Source organism: Rhodococcus sp. NPDC049939, from assembly GCF_040656415.1.
In the GTDB taxonomy this organism is placed as follows: Bacteria; Actinomycetota; Actinomycetes; order Mycobacteriales; family Mycobacteriaceae; genus Rhodococcus_F.
Map to the genome: position 1 here is coordinate 311466 of NZ_JBFAMC010000002.1, position 16995 is coordinate 328460.

Annotated in this window: 16 protein-coding genes and 1 pseudogene; 8 read left to right on the forward strand and 9 right to left on the reverse strand. The window is 63.5% G+C overall.

Annotated features, from left to right (window positions below):
• Window positions 1-646: pseudogene (locus tag AB0I57_RS10825) on the reverse strand (cold-shock protein); the annotation flags it as partial.
• A gap of 234 nt (window positions 647-880) precedes the next feature.
• Between AB0I57_RS10825 and AB0I57_RS10830 the strand changes: the two are divergent.
• Window positions 881-2455, forward strand: coding sequence for a SpoIID/LytB domain-containing protein (locus AB0I57_RS10830; protein ID WP_358334137.1), 1575 nt, complete (start codon window positions 881-883; stop codon window positions 2453-2455).
• Between the two features lie 64 nt (window positions 2456-2519).
• Here AB0I57_RS10830 and AB0I57_RS10835 read toward each other — a convergent pair whose 3' ends face one another.
• The 8 genes from AB0I57_RS10835 to AB0I57_RS10870 are packed head-to-tail and all read right to left on the reverse strand — an operon-like array spanning window position 2520 to window position 7611.
• Entirely contained in the window at window positions 2520-3164 is a 645-nt protein-coding gene (locus tag AB0I57_RS10835; protein WP_358334139.1) for a hypothetical protein, read from the reverse strand.
• A gap of 2 nt (window positions 3165-3166) precedes the next feature.
• A complete protein-coding gene (locus AB0I57_RS10840; RefSeq protein ID WP_358334141.1) occupies window positions 3167-3823 on the reverse strand; it encodes a hypothetical protein in 657 nt (218 codons plus the stop codon).
• A gap of 2 nt (window positions 3824-3825) precedes the next feature.
• The gene (locus AB0I57_RS10845) at window positions 3826-4482 is read right to left on the reverse strand and encodes a hypothetical protein (protein ID WP_358334143.1); all 657 of its coding nucleotides are present in this window, start codon (window positions 4480-4482) and stop codon (window positions 3826-3828) included.
• A gap of 2 nt (window positions 4483-4484) precedes the next feature.
• The gene (locus AB0I57_RS10850) at window positions 4485-5141 is read right to left on the reverse strand and encodes a hypothetical protein (protein WP_358334146.1); all 657 of its coding nucleotides are present in this window, start codon (window positions 5139-5141) and stop codon (window positions 4485-4487) included.
• A 2-nt stretch (window positions 5142-5143) separates the two neighbouring features.
• Entirely contained in the window at window positions 5144-5800 is a 657-nt protein-coding gene (locus AB0I57_RS10855; protein ID WP_358334148.1) for a hypothetical protein, read from the reverse strand.
• A 4-nt stretch (window positions 5801-5804) separates the two neighbouring features.
• Complete coding sequence (locus AB0I57_RS10860) at window positions 5805-6920, reverse strand: hypothetical protein (protein ID WP_358334151.1); 1116 nt, start codon at window positions 6918-6920, stop codon at window positions 5805-5807.
• Window positions 6920-7234, reverse strand: coding sequence for a hypothetical protein (locus AB0I57_RS10865; protein ID WP_358334154.1), 315 nt, complete (start codon window positions 7232-7234; stop codon window positions 6920-6922). Before AB0I57_RS10865 ends, AB0I57_RS10860 begins: the two co-directional genes overlap by 1 nt.
• Window positions 7235-7269: 35 nt before the next feature.
• Window positions 7270-7611, reverse strand: coding sequence for an SAV_915 family protein (locus AB0I57_RS10870; RefSeq protein WP_358334157.1), 342 nt, complete (start codon window positions 7609-7611; stop codon window positions 7270-7272).
• 210 nt (window positions 7612-7821) lie between these two features.
• Here AB0I57_RS10870 and glf point away from each other — a divergent pair, with 210 nt between their 5' ends.
• The 7 genes from glf to AB0I57_RS10905 all read left to right on the forward strand — a co-directional run bounded on the left by glf (window position 7822) and on the right by AB0I57_RS10905 (window position 16879).
• The gene (gene glf / locus AB0I57_RS10875) at window positions 7822-9051 is read left to right on the forward strand and encodes a UDP-galactopyranose mutase (RefSeq protein WP_358334160.1); all 1230 of its coding nucleotides are present in this window, start codon (window positions 7822-7824) and stop codon (window positions 9049-9051) included.
• Window positions 9048-10964, forward strand: a complete 1917-nt coding sequence (locus AB0I57_RS10880; RefSeq protein WP_358334162.1) for a glycosyltransferase — start codon at window positions 9048-9050, stop codon at window positions 10962-10964. The genes glf and AB0I57_RS10880 overlap by 4 nt, the downstream gene beginning before the upstream one ends.
• Entirely contained in the window at window positions 10945-11463 is a 519-nt protein-coding gene (locus AB0I57_RS10885; protein ID WP_358334165.1) for a phosphatase PAP2 family protein, read from the forward strand. Before AB0I57_RS10880 ends, AB0I57_RS10885 begins: the two co-directional genes overlap by 20 nt.
• The gene (locus AB0I57_RS10890) at window positions 11460-12365 is read left to right on the forward strand and encodes a decaprenyl-phosphate phosphoribosyltransferase (RefSeq protein WP_358334168.1); all 906 of its coding nucleotides are present in this window, start codon (window positions 11460-11462) and stop codon (window positions 12363-12365) included. The genes AB0I57_RS10885 and AB0I57_RS10890 overlap by 4 nt, the downstream gene beginning before the upstream one ends.
• Before the next feature lies 1 nt (window position 12366).
• Window positions 12367-14277: a flagellar motor control protein ZomB gene (gene zomB / locus AB0I57_RS10895; protein ID WP_358334892.1), complete on the forward strand. Its 1911-nt coding sequence runs from the start codon at window positions 12367-12369 to the stop codon at window positions 14275-14277.
• 333 nt (window positions 14278-14610) lie between these two features.
• Complete coding sequence (locus AB0I57_RS10900; RefSeq protein ID WP_358334171.1) at window positions 14611-15621, forward strand: alpha/beta hydrolase family protein; 1011 nt, start codon at window positions 14611-14613, stop codon at window positions 15619-15621.
• A 253-nt stretch (window positions 15622-15874) separates the two neighbouring features.
• On the forward strand, window positions 15875-16879 hold the full coding sequence (locus tag AB0I57_RS10905; RefSeq protein ID WP_358334174.1) for an alpha/beta hydrolase family protein: 1005 nt from the start codon (window positions 15875-15877) through the stop codon (window positions 16877-16879).
• Window positions 16880-16995: the final 116 nt, after the last annotated feature.

Sequence of the window (16995 nt, forward strand, 5' to 3'; positions counted from 1 at the left end):
CGGGTGCTTCGGGCAGAGCAGTGGCCGACGTGGGCGTCAGGACCTGGATCGCGTTGGTCTGCCCGACATAGACGGCTTCGGTCGCGACCTTTCCGCCGGTCGCTTCCAGGCGGGCACTGTCAGTATCGGCGATCTCGGGGGAGAACCACTCGCCCCAGGTCCCGTCGGGCTTCTTCGCCCGGATTTTCGACTCAGCGGCCCCGACCGTTTCGGATGTGAGCGCCACCATACTGAAGGGGGTATCGCGAGTGACTTCCTTGACGATCGTGCCTGGCTCGTGATCGGCCGGCGGAGGCGTCGCCGGGTCGGAGACGTCGCCCATCACAGGGATTTTCAGCGGGATTTGCACTCCACCGGGAAGTTCCAGAGTGCTCGGAATCTGAATGGACGGCGGAATCGGCAGGTTCCTTAGCTCGCCGATGTTGACGTCAGGCAGGTCCAGCCCGGTCAATTCCTTCAGCGGAATTACGACATCGGGGATCTGGGCCAGGACCACCTCCGCGATGTCGGTCGAAATCTCGGTGGTTTCGCTCGTAGAGCTGATGCCGGAGGGCCCGTTACCGCTGTAGACCGCCACGGTACTCGTGACAGTCAGAGCAGCGACAGCCCCGAGGACAAACGAGGGCTTCAGTCGGCGGTGCGGCACGGGACTCTCCTCAGTCGTAGTTTTCTGCGAGTTGCTTCGCAAACCTGCAACTTGTGGTACTCATGTTGTTAGAGTGTCTCTTGTTGCACACTCCAGTCACTCTTGACACACTAATCCCACGAAAATATGAATCTCAACCTTACGTTGAGACTTTATCGGATTGTTTCGAAGCTTCCGGGGAGCGAGGCGCACGCCACGCCACGGAGCCAGTTCCGAAGTGGTGAGGAGTGTGTGATGGCGAAGCCCGAATTCGGGGTCCGCGCAGTTAGACGGGCCCGCACTCGAAGCAGGCTGTACATCGCGAGGCCCACCAGCACACGCGGTTGGACGAGATCGCTGTTGCGTATGTCGGCACTCGGAATCGCACCCGCCCTCGTAGTTGGTGCAGTAACCGGAGTGGTCGCCCAACACCAACCCGCGAGGCAGGAGGTTCGGGTCGCAGTCGCGTCCGACACGCCGTTCACAATCTCCGGGCACGGCAACGGGCACGGCCGCGGAATGGGCCAGTGGGGTGCGTACGGGTACGCCAAGGATCACGGATGGGCGGCCGAGCGGATCCTCGCTCATTACTACGGTGGGACCACGCTCGGTACTCTCGCCGACGCGCAGATCAGCGTGCGACTGCAGGGACGCGACGATCAACCCCTCGGCGTGTATTCGGACGTGGGTGCCGTCGTTGCGGGCAAGTCAGTCGGACCGGGAGATGGCGTCCATTTGACGCCGACTGAAGGAGGCGGAGCGAGCGTCGTGGTCACCCGGGGGTGTGCCGGCGATGTCCTGTGGCAGGAAACGACCGACCATCCGTGGGTGGACCCCGTCGACCTCGGGCCCGACCGGCCCCCAAGCGAGCACCTGAAGCTGTGCGCCGATGACACCCCATACCGTGGCTCGCTAGGTGTCGCACTCGACGGCGGAGCCACGCGCACCGTCAACGTTCTCGAAATAGATGACTACCTACTGGGCGTCCTCCCTCACGAAGTCAAAGCCAACTGGGCTGATACCGGTGGGGCGGAGGCACTTCGGGCGCAGGCAGTCGCGGCACGCTCTTACGCCGCCGCCGAAGACCGCGAGGAATATGCCAGGACCTGTGACACCAAGGACTGCCAGATCTACGGAGGATCCGCCAGCGAGGATCCACGGACGACGGAGGCCGTCCGCTCAACCTCGGACATGATCTTGACGAGAGACAACAAGGTCGTCGCGGCCGAATTCTCCTCGTCCACAGGTGGATACACGGCCGGCGGAGAGTTCCCTGCCGTCGTGGATCTCGGCGACACCGCGTCGCCGTACCACGACTGGACGGTGACTCTCACCGCGGGCGACATTGCCTCCGCATTCGGAGTGGGAGAACTCGAGTCGTTCGAAGTCGTCGCCCGCAACAACTTTGGGGCCGAGGGCGGTCGCGCCACCGGCGTGAAGGTGGTCGGGTCGACGGGTACGGCCGAGGTGACCGGTCTCGAAGCACGCTCGAAACTGAACCTTCGGTCTGACTGGTTCACAGTCGGCCCCGGCGTCGGCGACCCGGAGCCACTGTCGCTGATCGGTAACCCGGACCCAGCCTCTCCAGCGGGTGAGGACGTGGGCGCCGTCGGTACAACGCTGGGTTCGCCGATCGACGAGAAGTACGAGGAAGTCGGCGGCGTGAACGGCACACTCGGAGCTCCGGTCGGACCCGAGATGATGCTGCCTTCCGATGCGGGGAAGTTCCGCACATACACCGGCGGAACGATCATCTGGACGGAAACACTGGGCGCACGAGTAGTCGACGCCAACGTGCTGCGTGAATGGGCACCGGAGAGCGGAAGTTAAGGAAGGTGGGCCAGTAGGGGTCGCAAGTCACCTGCTCACCTTCCGTCACCGACGGTTCGCTCGCCTATTCGCGTTCCCGCCCGAGGGAGGGCGGAATCTGCAGGACTTTCCGTGCTTTGCGGGAGATGTCGCAGTTGCCGGAGGCGACGGAGTGGAGGATGCCGTTGTAGACCAGGTCCCACATCTGTGGGTTGCTCTGGACATCTCGCAACCCGAAGGAGTGGACCTTCCTGCCCTCGGCGTCTTCGAGGCGCAGTACCCGACGGAGTCCGTCGACGCTGAACCTGATCCGGACCAGCTCGTAGGTGTTGACCCACTTCGGGCCCTCCTGGACCCACATGGCCCCGGCCGCCATCCACTCGTATCCGGTTCGCCAATACATTACGGCGCCGATAACGGTCAGAAGAACCCAGAATCCCCAGTCGCTGACCCAGTCGAATCCACCAACCTTGAGGGTGGCGAAGGCTGCAACGATTGCCGGCATGCCGATCGTCGCTTGCATTCTGTGCTTGCTCTCGAACTGGAACCATTCGAGGGTGGGGCCGAGGTCCTCGGGGGCGGGTGGGGGCTTGGTCGGGGTCCGGTCGGTCGGGGTCGTCTCGTTGGCGGAGCTTTCCCGGCGGGGAGCCGTGGGTGGACGTGGTTCGCCGGTGTGTGGGTCGGGGACCGGGGGGAGGCGGAACTGCCCGCGCGGGAAGTAGTGGGTCATTGTCAGTCCGCTTTGTCCACTGGCTCCCGGCCGAGGGAGGGCGGGATCTGCAGGACTTTCCGTGCTTTGCGGGAGATGTCGCAGTTGCCGGAGGCGACGGAGTGGAGGATGCCGTTGTAGACCAGGTCCCACATCTGTGGGTTGCTCTGGACATCTCGCAACCCGAAGGAGTGGATCTTCCTGCCCTCGGCGTCTTCGATTCGGAGTACCCGGTTGAGTCCGTCGACGCTGAATCTGATCCGGACCAGCTCGTAGGTGTTGACCCAGAATGGGCCGTCCTGCACCCACACCGCCCCGGCCGCCATCCACTCCTGGCCGGCCCGCCAATACATGAACGCGCCGCACCCCACGATCCAGAACCATGGGAACCACTGACCGACCCATTCGAATCCGCGGTTTGTAAAGATGATGAATGCCAACAAGAGTCCCGACATAGCAACTGCCGCTTGCACTCTGTGCTTCGTCGACGCCTGTGACCATTCCAGGGCGGGGCCCATGCCCGAGGGCTCAGGCGGGGCTTTTCTCGGGGTCCGGTCGGTCGGGGTCGTCTCGAACGCGGAGCTTTCCCGGCGGGGTGCCGCGGGTGGGCGGGGTTCGCCGGTTTGTGGGTCGGGGATCGGGGCAGGGCTGATCCACCTGCGGGGGAAGTAGTGGGCCATCGTCAGTCCACCTTGTCGACGGGCTCCCGGCCGAGGGAGGGCGGGATCTGCAGGACTTTCCGTGCTTTGCGGGAGATGTCGCAGTTGCCGGAGGCGACGGAGTGGAGGATGCCGTTGTAGACCAGGTTCCACATCTGTGGGTTGCTCTGGACATCTCGTAACCCGAATGAATGGATCTTCCTGCCCTCGGAGTCTTCGATTCGGAGTACCCGGTTGAGTCCGTCGACGCTGAATCGGATCCGGACCAGCTCGTAGGTGTTGACCCAGAATGGGCCGTCCTGGACCCACACGGCCCCGGCCGCCATCCACTCCTGGCCAGTTCTCCAGTACATGAATGCGCCCATCAGCACCATCCAGATCCAAGGGAACCAGTGGTCGACCCAACCGAATCCCCCCTCTTTGACGGTGGCAAAAGCGGCAATGAGTGCTGGCAGGGCAACCGCCGCTTGCGTCCTGCGTTTGGGCTCGAACTGTGACCATTCCAGGGTGGGGCCGAGGTCCTCGGGGGCCGGTGGGGGCTTGGTCGGGGTCCGGTCGGTCGGGGTCGCCACGTTGGCGGAGCTCTCCCGGCGGGGAGCCGTGGGTGGGCGTGGTTCGCCGGTCTGTGGGTCGGGGATCGGGGCAGGGCTGATCCGTCTGCGGGGGAAGTAGTGGGTCATTTTCAGTCCGCTTTGTTCACGGGTTCCCGGCCGAGAGAAGGTGGGATCTGCAGGACTTTCCGTGCCTTGTTGGAGATGTCGCAGTTGCCGGAGGCGACGGAGTGGAGGATGCCGTTGTAGACCAGGTTCCACATCTGTGGGTTGCTCTGGACATCTCGTAGCCTGAAGGAGTGGATTTCTCTGCCCTCGGCGTCTTTGAGGCGCAACACCCGGCGGAGACCGTCGACGCTGAATCTGATCCGGACCAGCTCGTAGGTGTTGACCCACTTCGGGCCTTCCTGGACCCACACGGCCCCGGCTGCCATCCACTCCTGGCCCACCCGCCAATACATGAACGCGCCGGTCAGCGCCGCGAGGAGCCAGTAGCCCCAGTCGCTGGTCCAGTCGAATCCGCCCTCTTCGAGGGTGATTAATGCTGCACAAAATGCCGGCAGGCCGACCGCCGCTTGCATACTGTGCTTGGGTGCGAACTGGGACCATTCGAGCGTGGGGCCGAGGCCCTCGGGGGCGGGTGGGGGCTTTCTAGGGGTTCGGTCGGTCGGTGTCGTCTCGACTGCGGAGGTTACACGGCGGGGTGCGGTGGGTGGGCGTGGTTCGCCGGTGTGTGGGTCGGGGACCGGGGGGAGGCGGAACTGCCCGCGCGGGAAGTAGTGGGTCATTGTCAGTCCGCTTTGTCCACTGGCTCCCGGCCGAGGGAGGGCGGGATCTGCAGGACTTTCCGTGCTTTGCGGGAGATGTCGCAGTTGCCGGAGGCGACGGAGTGGAGGATGCCGTTGTAGACCAGGTTCCACATCTGTGGGTTGCTCTGGACATCTCGTAGTCCGAAGGAGTGGATCTTCCTGCCCTCGGCGTCTTCGATGCGCAGCACCCGGCGGAGTCCGTCGACGCTGAACCTGATGCGTACCAGCTCGTAGGTGTTGACCCAGTCCGGGCCGTCCTGCACCCACACAGCCCCAGCCGCCATCCACTCGCAGCCTGTTCGCCAGTAGAAGAACGTGCCGGTCAGCGCCATGAGAAGCCAGTAGCTCCAGTTGCCAGTCCAGCCGAACCCGCCCTCCTTGACCGTGACGAACGCCGCGCATAGCGCTGGCATGATGACCGCCGCTTGCACTCTGTGGCCTGTCGCGAACTGGGACCATTCCAGCGTGGGGCCGAGTCCCTCGGGGGCGGGTGGGGCCTTCCGCGGGGCATGGTCTGTCGGGGTCGCCACGTTGGCGGAGCTTTCCCGGCGAGGTGCCGCGGGTGGGCGAGGCTCACCGGTCTGCGGGTCCGGGATCGGGGGGAGGCGGAACTGCCCGCGCGGGAAGAAGTGGGTCATGGAGTCAGTCCGCCACGTATTCGATGAGTTCGCCCACCCCGTAGCTGACAAGTACACCTGCGCCGACCGCAAGGAGGGTGGCGGGGCCTCCGGCGGCGCTAGCCAGAAGCAGACTCGTTGCGGCGGTTCCCGCCAGGAAGCCGCCCGCGTCTTTCGCGACAACCTTGGCGATATCGCCAGCGTCCTCGGCGCCCTGCACGTCAGACAAGATCTGGAAGCCGGTGAATGCCAACCCGGCCGCCGGAATCTTGGACCCGAGCGAGGACACGTTCTTGGGGACGATCCCGGCATCAAAGAACTGGGCGACCCGACTCCCGGTCTGTCCTGCGATCAGTCTGGAGTTCTGCGCGGCGAACCTCGCGGCGTCGTCGGCTGCGGTTCCGAATGTGTTGGCTGCGTTCGTAGCAGCGGCTCGCATCGAGTCGGTGGTGGCCTCGGCCGCAATCGTTCGGAACGTCTGCACCTGCGTGGCCCGGGTCTGCGCGATAGCACCCCACTTGTCGGCCTCCTGGACCGCGGTGCCTACGTAGCCGATCCCCGCGCCCCCCGCCATCCACGGGGCTGAACCCTTCAAGCGATCGAGCCAGTTATCTTCGCCACTTTCATTCGTTCCTCTGAAGGCCATGCGGAGGTCCTCGTGGGCGAGTCGCTCCTTCTCCCTTGCCTCGGCCACCATGCCGAGGGCTTCCTGGTACGCGGCGATCTGGTTCGCCTGCTTGGTTAGCTGGTCGATGGTCCACACACCGGGGGGCAGTAGTTCGGGTTCGGCGATCCAGTCGGGGAAGCACACGTCAGGTCCGACCCACAGGCCGGCCTCGAGGGCTTCGGCCGCGGCCTCGGTCATGCGCTTCTTGACTGTGCTCATCTCGTCGGCAAAAGCACGGAGGGCCTTGGCCAGGTTCTCTGCGCGGTCGGCGACCTCGGTCGTCGCCTTCCCGAGCTTCTCGACCGCGGTGCGGAAATTGTCACCGGCCTTGTACTGCCAGTCCGCCTCGGACCGATCCCGGGCATTGCGGAATTCTCGTGCGGCGTCGTCGGCGCCCTCGGCGAGTTGGTCGAGGGCAACGGCGCACTCGGTGCAAGACTCGGGGTCGGCGTCGACATAGACGTAGATGGGCATCAGCGCATTCCTCCGCCAGATGTCTCCGGGATATGTTCGCCGACGCCGGACAGCTGCCGGCCATTCGCCTGGTCTGTGGCGGCGTAGTTGGCGTCGGAGGCCTGCACGACATCGGCAGCGTTCGCCGACGCCTGCGCCACGAACGACATTGCCTCTGCGAGTTCCACGAGCGCGTCACCGACCAGCGCGGTCGACGGTCCTGCGTTCGGCACACTGGGGGCCTTCGCGCCCAGGTCTTCTACCTCTCGAGCGTTGCGCGCAAGAATCTTCGCGGTCTCGTTGAGGTGTTCGACCTTCAAACCGTCCGTACTCACCAGCTGTTCCCTCTTCGTCTTACCGAGCCATACGGCTATTGCAGAAAGGACATCGGAATATGACTGCCGGGTTCTTCGTCGTCCCGGTCATCCGGCGCAACTTCTCTTCGTGAGCCGGGCGGCATCTCGGCGTCGAGCAGAACCACGTCGTAGCCGGTCGAGCTCTTGATCTCGTCCAGGCCGTCGGAATTGACTGCCCCCCACGGCTGGCCTTCTCCGCAACACCTGGCCAACTGGGCGGGGGAGGTGTAGGCCGGTAGCGCCAGCCTGCCGTCAGGAAGGGTCCTCAGCTCCAACTGCACCTGGCCGGACGCGCTCCGAGGCAGCATCGGCAAATACAACACGCCCCCGGCATGCCGCGACGACTGGTCAACCATCGATCCCCCCTCGGTCACCTACTCGGCGAGTACCTTAACTATTGGTGTCTGTAATCACACGCGGCGGGTCACGCCACCGGGTCGAGTTCGGGGATCCCTGTACCCGGAACGAGTGCATCGGGGGGTATCGACGAGATTGCTGTCACCTTTTGGCGAGCAGGGACTACCAGAGGCTTACGTAAACGGCACGGTCGCTTACCCTGGTCTACCGTGACCGCTGCAAACTCACAGACCACCTCCCCCGCGACGGCCGAGTCGGACTACGACCTCATCGTCGTCGGATCCGGATTCTTCGGACTGACGATCGCCGAGCGTGCAGCAACACAGCTGGGCAAGCGCGTGCTCGTGCTAGAGCGTCGTCACCACCTCGGCGGCAACGCGTACTCGGAGGCCGAACCGGAGACCGGGATCGAGGTCCACAAGTACGGTGCGCACCTGTTCCACACCTCCAACAAGAAGGTGTGGGACTACGTCACCCAGTTCACCGAGTTCACGAACTATCAGCACCGCGTCTTCGCGCTGCACAAGGGCCAGGCGTACCAGTTCCCGATGGGTCTGGGCCTGGTGTCACAGTTCTTCGGCCGCTACTTCACCCCCGACGAGGCCCGCAAGCTCATTGCGGAGCAGGCCAGCGAAATTGATTCCAAGGACGCGGCGAACCTCGAGGAGAAGGCCATCTCGCTGATCGGCCGCCCGCTGTACGAGGCGTTCGTGCGTGACTACACCGCCAAGCAGTGGCAGACAGACCCCAAGGAACTACCGGCGGGCAACATCACCCGTCTTCCGGTGCGGTACACGTTCGACAACCGCTACTTCAACGACACGTACGAGGGCCTGCCCGTCGAGGGTTACACGGCCTGGCTGGAGAACATGGCCAAGGACCCCAAGATCGAGGTCCGGCTCGATATCGACTACTTCGAGGTCCGTGACGAACTGCGAGCCGCCAACCCCGACGCCCCCGTCGTCTACACCGGTCCGCTCGACCGGTACTTCGACTACGCAGAGGGTGAACTGGGATGGCGGACCCTCGACTTCGAGACCGAGGTCCTGGAGACCGGTGACTTCCAGGGAACACCGGTGATGAACTACAACGACGCCGACGTGCCCTTCACGCGCATCCACGAGTTCCGCCACTTCCACCCGGAGCGGAATTACCCGAAGGACAAGACGGTGATCATGCGGGAGTACTCGCGGTTCGCCGAGAGCAAGGACGAGCCGTACTACCCGATCAACACCCCCGAGGATCGTCGGAAGCTCGCCGCCTATCGGGAGCGCGCCAAGGCGGAGACCGCTGCGGAGAAGGTGCTGTTCGGTGGTCGCCTCGGCACGTATCAGTACCTGGACATGCACATGGCTATCGCTAGTGCCTTGTCGATGTTCGACAACTCCTTGCGCCCGCATCTCGAGACCGGTGCGCTGCTCGTAGAGGAGAGCGAATGAGCCCTCGCCATCTGCTCGCCGCCGAAGAATCCAGCGGCGAGGTCGAACTACTCGGCAAGGCGCTTCTTCAGCGGGTGATTCTGCCGCGCCCCGGCGAACCACTGGACGTGCGCACCCTCTACCTGGAGGAAGCCAAGACGAACAGTCGCCGGGCGCACTCGGTGTCACGGACTTCGCTGTCGCTGGGCGCCGAGTCCGAAGTGTCGTTCTGTAGCTACTTCAACGCGTTCCCGGCCAGTTACTGGCGCCGGTGGAGCACCTTGACATCGGTGGTGCTGCGGCTGGAGTTGTCCGGTCACGGGCGTATCGACGTGTATCGGTCGAAGGCCGATTCCTCCCGAATTCACGTGGAGGGCCGCGAGTTCCAGGACGACGAGGCCGCCATCGAGTTCGAGATCGACCTCGGCCCGTTCGAGGACGGCGGCTGGATCTGGTTCGACATCACCTCGGACACCGAGGTGATGCTCGAGAGTGCAGGCTGGTTCGCACCTGTCGACGCACCTGGCGAGGCCACCGTGGCGGTGGGTATCCCCACGTTCAACCGACCTGCCGACTGTGTGAAGGCGCTGGTGGCACTGGCTTCGGACGAGTTGGTGATGGACGTTGTCAAAGCCGTCATCGTTCCGGACCAGGGCACCCGCAAGGTCAAGGACGAGAACGGTTTTGCCGAGGTCGCCACAGCTTTCGGTGACCGGCTGGCGATCCACGACCAGGCCAACCTCGGTGGGTCGGGCGGCTACAGCCGAATCATGTACGAGGCGCTGAAGACCACGGACTGTCAGCACATCTTGTTCATGGACGACGATATCGAGATCGAACCCGATTCGATCCTGCGCGCGCTCGCCATGTCCCGGTTTGCCAAGACTCCCATGCTGGTGGGCGGGCAGATGCTCAACCTGCAGGAGCGTAGTCACCTGCACACGATGGGCGAAGTGGTCGACCGCAGCATCTTCATGTGGACCGCCGCTCCCAACGTCGAGTACGACCATGACTTCTCCCGGCACCCGCTGAGTGATCGTGAGAACTCGAAGCTGCTACACCGCCGCATCGACGTCGACTTCAACGGCTGGTGGATGTGCATGATCCCGCGGGAGGCTGCGGAGAGGCTCGGGCAGCCGTTGCCGCTGTTCATCAAGTGGGACGACGCCGAGTACGGCTTGCGGGCCCGCGAGGCCGGCTACCCGACGATCACCATGCCCGGCGCTGCGATCTGGCACATGGCATGGAGCGACAAGGATGACGCCATCGACTGGCAGGCGTACTTTCACCTGCGAAACCGACTTGTCGTAGCGGCCCTGCACATGCCGGGCAACGGGCGCGGCCTCGTCATCAATACGGTCAAGGCCACGATCAAACACCTGCTGTGCCTCGAATACTCCACCGTGGCGATCCAGAACCAGGCCATCGCCGACTTCCTGCAGGGCCCGGAACACATTTTCGAATTGCTGCCCACGGCACTCGGCAACGTTCATGCGATGCGCAAGGAGTTCCCCGACGCAGTGGTCCTGCCGTCATCGACGAGCCTGCCGATGCCTTCCGGTGCCGGTGTCGGCGCCGTCGGTGAGCCCCACAACCCGCTTGCAAAGGTCGTCCGGCTCGGCAAAGGCCTGCTTCACAACGTCAAGCCCGTTGCCCAAGAGCATCATGAGCGCCCGCAGCTGAACGTGCCCACGTTGGACGCGCGCTGGTTCCTGCTGTCACAGGTGGACGGTGTCACGGTCACGACCGCCGACGGCAGGGGAGTCGTCTACCGCAAGCGCAACCCAAAGCAGGCGCTGGAATTGCTGAAGGAAGCCTTGCGGTTGCGCCGCGAACTGGCTCAGCGGTTCCCGGATCTCAAGCGCGAGTACCAGGACGCCGTTCCTGCGTTGACCAGTAAGGAGAGGTGGGAACGTGTCTTCGGCATCGCGTGAGGTCAAGATCCTTCAGACTGTGCAGGCGACGATCGCGAGCAAGCCCGCAGTCGTGGCCACCGCACGAGGGATGTCCCACTTCGGGGAGCATGCCCTCGGCTGGGTGGGGCTCGCCGGTGTCGGCGCAGTTCTCGACAAGCCGCGGCGACGCCAGTGGGTAGGGGCCGCGGTCGGTGCGGTGGGCGCCCACGCGGCTTCGATCGCGATCAAGCGTGTCGTCCGCAGGCCCCGGCCCGATGATCCGTCGATCCAGGTCAACGTGTCTACGCCCAGCAAGTTGAGCTTCCCCTCCTCGCACGCCACGTCCACGACTGCTGCCGCCGTGCTGCTCGGGCGCCTCACCGGGTTACCCTTGCCTGCTGTGTTGGTACCGCCGATGCTGCTCTCCCGTCTCGTTCTGGGAGTGCACTACCCGACCGATGTGCTTGCCGGATCTGCCCTGGGGGCCGCCTCCGCGGTCGCAGTGCTCAAGGCCGAGCAGAAGTTTGGAGAGAAATGAGCGAGGAACCGGCTGTCGCCACCGGACCCCCGTCGTCCCTGGCGGCAGGCATCGTCAAGGCAGTCCGCCCGCGTCAATGGGTCAAGAACGTTCTGGTCCTCGCAGCTCCCGTCGCAGCTGGAACAGCGACGGAATCGGGTGTCCTGATCTCCGTTGCGATCGCTTTCGTCGTGTTCTGCATGGCGGCATCGGGAATCTACCTCGTAAACGATGCGCTGGACGTCGAAGCGGACCGTGCGCATCCCACCAAGCAGTTCCGCCCGATTGCCGCGGGTGTGCTCCCTGTCAATGTGGCGTACGGGTTGTCGGTCGTGCTGCTCGTCGGCTCCATAGCTCTGTCGTTCGCCGCCAATTGGCAGCTCGCGGTCGTGATGGCCGTCTACATCGGCATTCAACTGTCGTACTGCTTCGGTCTCAAACATCAGGCCGTGCTCGACATCTGCATCGTCTCGTCCGGGTTCCTCCTGCGAGCCATCGCAGGCGGTGTGGCTGCCGAAATCGACCTGTCTCAGTGGTTCCTGTTGGTCATGGCGTTCGGCTCGCTGTTCATGGCGGCAGGCAAGCGGTACGCGGAACTGCAGCTTGCCGAGCGCACGGGCGCGAAAATCCGTAGGGCGCTGGAGAACTACACCACGACCTACCTGCGTTTCGTCTGGACGCTCAGCGCCACCGCCGTGGTGCTCTGTTACGGACTCTGGGCGTTCCAGCAGGACGACGTGAAGGGCACCAACTGGTACGCAATCTCCATGGTGCCGTTCACCATTGCGATCCTGCGTTACGCCGTCGATGTCGACGGCGGCGAAGCAGGAGAGCCCGAAGAAATCGCGCTCGGCGACCGTGTGCTCCAGCTTCTCGCGGTTGCCTGGATCGGGGTGGTGGGTGTCGCTGTCTACCTCGTCTGATTTGGAAGCCGGCACCGAGGAGTCGGAAGCCGCCGTGGAGCAGACCACCGCACGTCAGTGGACCACCTCGTCCAGGGTGGTCTTCCTTTCAGGTGTCCTCGTCTCAGCTCTCCTGATGTTCTGGGGTGCCTGGGAACGTCGGTGGATCGCCGACGACGGCCTCATCGTGCTGCGCACGGTTCGCAACCTGCTCGCGGGCAACGGTCCCGTCTTCAACGAGGGCGAGCGCGTCGAGACGAACACGAGCACCGCGTGGACGTACATCGTCTACGTGTTCAGTTGGCTGTCCCAGGTACGGCTCGAGTACGTCGTTCTGACGGTCGCGCTGGTCCTGTGCACGTCGGCAATCGTGCTCGCCATGTTCGGCGCGGCGCGGCTGTACCGGCATGGATCGTTGGTGTCGGGCGGCACGTTGTTCCTCATGCCTGCAGGCGTGCTCGTCTACATCGCGATGCCCCCGGCTCGCGACTTCGCGACCTCAGGGCTGGAGAGCTCCCTTGTGATCTTCTGGATCGCGCTGCTCTGGCTGTTGCTGATCAGGTGGAGTCAAGCCAAGACTCCGTCGACCACATCGGTGCTGCTTCTCGCGCTCATAGCGGGGTTGGGACCACTGGTGCGTCCCGAAATGACGATTCTCGCGGCCATGTCGTTGGCGATGATCTTCTTCGCGCCCGGCCTCACTCTGAGGGTGCGCTTGTCGATGGTGGCTGTTGCGGGCATCGTCCCGGTGGGTTACCAGATCTGGCGCATGGGTTACTACGCCCTCCCGTACCCCAACACCGCTGTCTCCAAGGACGCCGGTGGCGCCAAATGGGCGCAGGGGTTCGCTTACCTGTGGAATTTCGTCGGCCCGTACCTACTGTGGCTGCCCCTGCTGTTCCTCTTGGTCGGTGCGGTGATCATCTACCGAGGCCGGGACAAGCTCCTTGAAAGTGGTGTTCGTCACACTAGTGCTAACCGGATCGACCGTGCGCGCGCATCGCTGCGGACACCAAAGGCCGTCGTCGTTTTCATTCTCGTCAGCGGCTTGCTCCTCGGTCTCTACTCACTGCGAGTGGGCGGCGACTTCATGCACGGCCGCGTTCTGCTTCCCGTCCTCTTTTGCTTCATCCTTCCCGTGGCAGTTGTCCCGGTGCGAATTCCGGATCGGTCCTCTTGGGGACGTAATCGGGAATCATCGATTTTCCTGGCGACTGCATTTCTGTGGGTCGGCACGGTGGTGTGGGCCTTTTTTGCGGCGAATACCACGGGAATGCCGGAAGGTGCCGTTGTCGGGCGTTCCGGAATCGTGGACGAACGGGCGTTCTACGTTCTGAATACCGGCCACACGCACCCGATCCGAGCCGAGGACTACCTCGACTACCCGCGCATGCGTGCCATGCTTCAGGCCATCTCGAACACCCCCGACGGCGGTCTGCTCATCCCAGCAGGCGACTTTACGTATTGGTTCGTCGACCCACCGCCCCTACCGATTCCGGACGGTGGCGCAGGACACACGGTTTACTTCCTGAACCTCGGCATGACGAGTATGAACGTCGGCCTCGATGTCCGGGTCCTCGACCAGATGGGGTTGGCGTATCCACTTGCCGCGCACACCGAGCGCCTGGACGACGGCCGGATCGGTCACGACAAGAACCTGTACCCCGACTGGGTCGTGGTGGATACCGGAATGAACGAAAAGCATCCGTGGATGCCCGCATTCTTGGACGAGGAATGGGTAGCGGAAGCGAGGGTCGCGATCACGTGCCCTGAGACGCAGGAATTGTTGACGTCGTATAGGTCTGAACTGACCTGGGCGCGATTCAAGCAGAATTTGAAAGAGGCATTCGACTTCGCGAGTTATCGGTTCGATCGAGTTCCGGCATACGAAATTCAAAGGTGCAATCTAGAGCCGCCGTTCCCCGGACCTTGACAGCAGGGCGCGCCCTGTGCACCGACGTTTCGGTGTGGTACCAGCTGGATCTCGAGCCCTGAAGATCGCATCTCGTTCATGTAACAATGGGTTCGTCGGCGATGATCCATACCGATGAGAGTGAGCGGTGACGGCGTTCGGGGCCCTCGAAGGGGCTTGTCGAACGATTGCCCGGGACCTTCCCGTGGCATCCAGTCCACCGACAGCAGTGCGACTCGGAAGAGGTCCGCTGCCGCCCCGGGAACGTCCTGGGTCGGAGATTCGCCTGTTCCCGACGGAATCCGCGGGAGCCGCCCATAGCGGAGTCCGCAGACGAAGAGAGCGAGCAGTTTCATGCGTTTTTCCCGACCGAGGTTGTTTCATCGCCTCAAGCAGCGTGCGATGGCCGTCGGTGCCCTCGCGTTGGTACTGCCCGTAGGCGCTGGAATCGTCGGTGGAGCCGGCGCTGTAGCAGCACCGACCCATGCGGGGCCCGCTCGCACCGTGCCGGCGGGCGGTTATGAAGAACTGTGGGTTCCCTCCCCCATGGGCAATATCAAGGTCCAGGTCCAATGGGCGTCGCGCGGCGGCAACGCCGCGCTGTACCTGCTGGACGGACTGCGTGCCCGGAACGACCGCAACGCGTGGACCTTCGAGACCAACGCTCTGGACGAGTTCCGTGACAACAACTTGACTCTGGTGATGCCTGTCGGCGGAGAGTCCAGCTTCTATACCGACTGGTATGCACCGTCCAATACGAACGGACAGAGGTTCACCTACAAGTGGGAGACGTTCCTTACCGAGGAGCTTCCTCAGTTCCTTGCGAATTACGGTGTCTCACCCACCAACAATGCCGTCCTCGGTCTGTCGATGGGTGGTACCGCTGCCCTGACGCTTGCCGCATACCACCGCGAACAATTCAAGTACGCGGGTTCGCTGTCCGGATACCTCAATATCTCCGCACCGGGGATGCGCGAGGCGATTCGATTGGCAATGCTCGACGCCGGCGGATACAACGTCGACTCGATGTGGGGTCCTCCCTGGGACTCGGCGTGGCTGCGCAACGACCCCTTCGTATTCGCACCGCAGCTGAGGGGCCTGCCGATGTTCATCATGGCTGCCAGTGGTCTGCCTGGGCAGTTCGACCGCCCGGCTTCGCTGGTCGGCGCCTTCAACACTGTCAACGCCATGGGGCTGGAAGCCCTCGCTCTGGCCAACACGCGTGCATTTCAGGCGCGTCTGAATTCGCTGGGCATACCGGCAACCTACGATTTCCCCGCAACCGGTACACATTCGTGGCCGTATTGGGGTGAGGGGTTGGCGAAGGCCCGTCCCCAGATTCTCGACACCATGAACGCCTGGTGACCTGAGGCCGCACCTTCCGCGGATGCCACTGCGCCCGATGGGCGTGGTGGCATTCTTTCGATCCGGTCAGGCCTGAGCCAATTCAACCCAGATGTGTGCAACGGCATGGTATGTCAGTAGGGTAACCCCGTCGAGACGCCACCCGCGCAGCTGTCGCTGTTCGGGTGGCGTCTACGTGAGAACTAACGGGAGTTATCTACTTCGTACCGCAACCGCGGCGCGGGGAGGTATCAAGCGGAGGGAAGAGGGTTTCATGCGATATAGGGGTTCAGGGAGGATGAGCGGATGGGTGAGGCGTACAGCTGCCGCACTTGCTCTTGCGGTCGCTGTGCCACTCGGTGTGACGATGGTGGGTGGCGGCGCAACAGCCTCGGCAGCCTTCGACCCCGCAGCCGAGGACTTCTGGGTGGACTCCAGCATGGGTCCGATCAAGAGCCGCATCTGGCGTGCTGCTGACGGCAACACCGAGCGAGTTGTCTACTTGCTCGACGGACTGCGCGCGCAGAACGATCTGAACGGCTGGGAAATCAACACCGACGCGGGCGACTTCCTCTCCAAGTGGAACATCAACGTCGTTCAGCCCGTTGGGGGGCAGTCCAGTTTCTACACCGACTGGTTGAACACCTCCAACCTCAACGGCCAGGAGACCAAGTACATGTGGGAGACCTTCCTCACAGAGGAACTCCCCACAGCCTTGAACGAGCGCCTCGGGTTCCAATCCACCCGAAACGGCGTCATCGGTCTGTCGATGGGTGGCAGCGCTGCCCTCACGCTCGCCGCATACCATCCGGAGCAGTTCAACTATGCCGGCTCGCTGTCCGGCTACCTGAACATCTCGGCCCCCGGCATGCGTGAGGCGATTCGACTGGCGATGCTCGATGCCGGTCGATACAACGTCGACGCGATGTGGGGTCCGCCCTGGAGCAAGGCGTGGCTGCGTAACGATCCGTTCGTCTTCGCCGATAAGCTCCGCGACAATGGCACCCGCCTATGGGTGTCGGCAGCAAACGGAATTCCCGCGAAGGGAGGACCTGCACCGAGCGGGTTCATGGATGTCTTCAATGCGAGTACCGGTGCAGCCCTCGAGGTTCTGTCGCGAGCGAACACCCGCGCGTTCCAGATCAAGATGGCCGCCATCGGCGCCGACAATGTCACATACAGTTTTCCCTCCCGCGGAATCCATGCATGGCGTTACTGGCAGGACCAGATCTACGATTTGGCCGGCGATTTGAGTAGCACGATCGGGCCGCAGCCATGATGTCCAGTCCCGGGCTCGGGGTTGCCGTACGATTTGGCCGGCGATCTGAGTAACACGATCGGGTAGCCGAACGAAGAGTCACAGGAAATAACAATTGCAACAGCAGAACCAGTGGT

Bases quoted from the DNA above. Each gene is read 5' to 3' on its own strand.
- AB0I57_RS10870 (WP_358334157.1), bottom strand. From the start codon at position 7,611: ATGGTTGACCAGTCGTCGCGGCATGCCGGGGGCGTGTTGTATTTGCCG.
- AB0I57_RS10900 (WP_358334171.1), top strand. From the start codon at position 14,611: ATGCGTTTTTCCCGACCGAGGTTGTTTCATCGCCTCAAGCAGCGTGCG.
- AB0I57_RS10845 (WP_358334143.1), bottom strand. From the start codon at position 4,482: ATGACCCACTACTTCCCCCGCAGACGGATCAGCCCTGCCCCGATCCCC.
- AB0I57_RS10850 (WP_358334146.1), bottom strand. From the start codon at position 5,141: ATGACCCACTACTTCCCGCGCGGGCAGTTCCGCCTCCCCCCGGTCCCC.
- AB0I57_RS10860 (WP_358334151.1), bottom strand. From the start codon at position 6,920: ATGCCCATCTACGTCTATGTCGACGCCGACCCCGAGTCTTGCACCGAG.
- AB0I57_RS10855 (WP_358334148.1), bottom strand. From the start codon at position 5,800: ATGACCCACTTCTTCCCGCGCGGGCAGTTCCGCCTCCCCCCGATCCCG.
- AB0I57_RS10880 (WP_358334162.1), top strand. From the start codon at position 9,048: ATGAGCCCTCGCCATCTGCTCGCCGCCGAAGAATCCAGCGGCGAGGTC.
- AB0I57_RS10890 (WP_358334168.1), top strand. From the start codon at position 11,460: ATGAGCGAGGAACCGGCTGTCGCCACCGGACCCCCGTCGTCCCTGGCG.
- AB0I57_RS10830 (WP_358334137.1), top strand. From the start codon at position 881: ATGGCGAAGCCCGAATTCGGGGTCCGCGCAGTTAGACGGGCCCGCACT.
- AB0I57_RS10835 (WP_358334139.1), bottom strand. From the start codon at position 3,164: ATGACCCACTACTTCCCGCGCGGGCAGTTCCGCCTCCCCCCGGTCCCC.
- AB0I57_RS10840 (WP_358334141.1), bottom strand. From the start codon at position 3,823: ATGGCCCACTACTTCCCCCGCAGGTGGATCAGCCCTGCCCCGATCCCC.
- AB0I57_RS10905 (WP_358334174.1), top strand. From the start codon at position 15,875: ATGCGATATAGGGGTTCAGGGAGGATGAGCGGATGGGTGAGGCGTACA.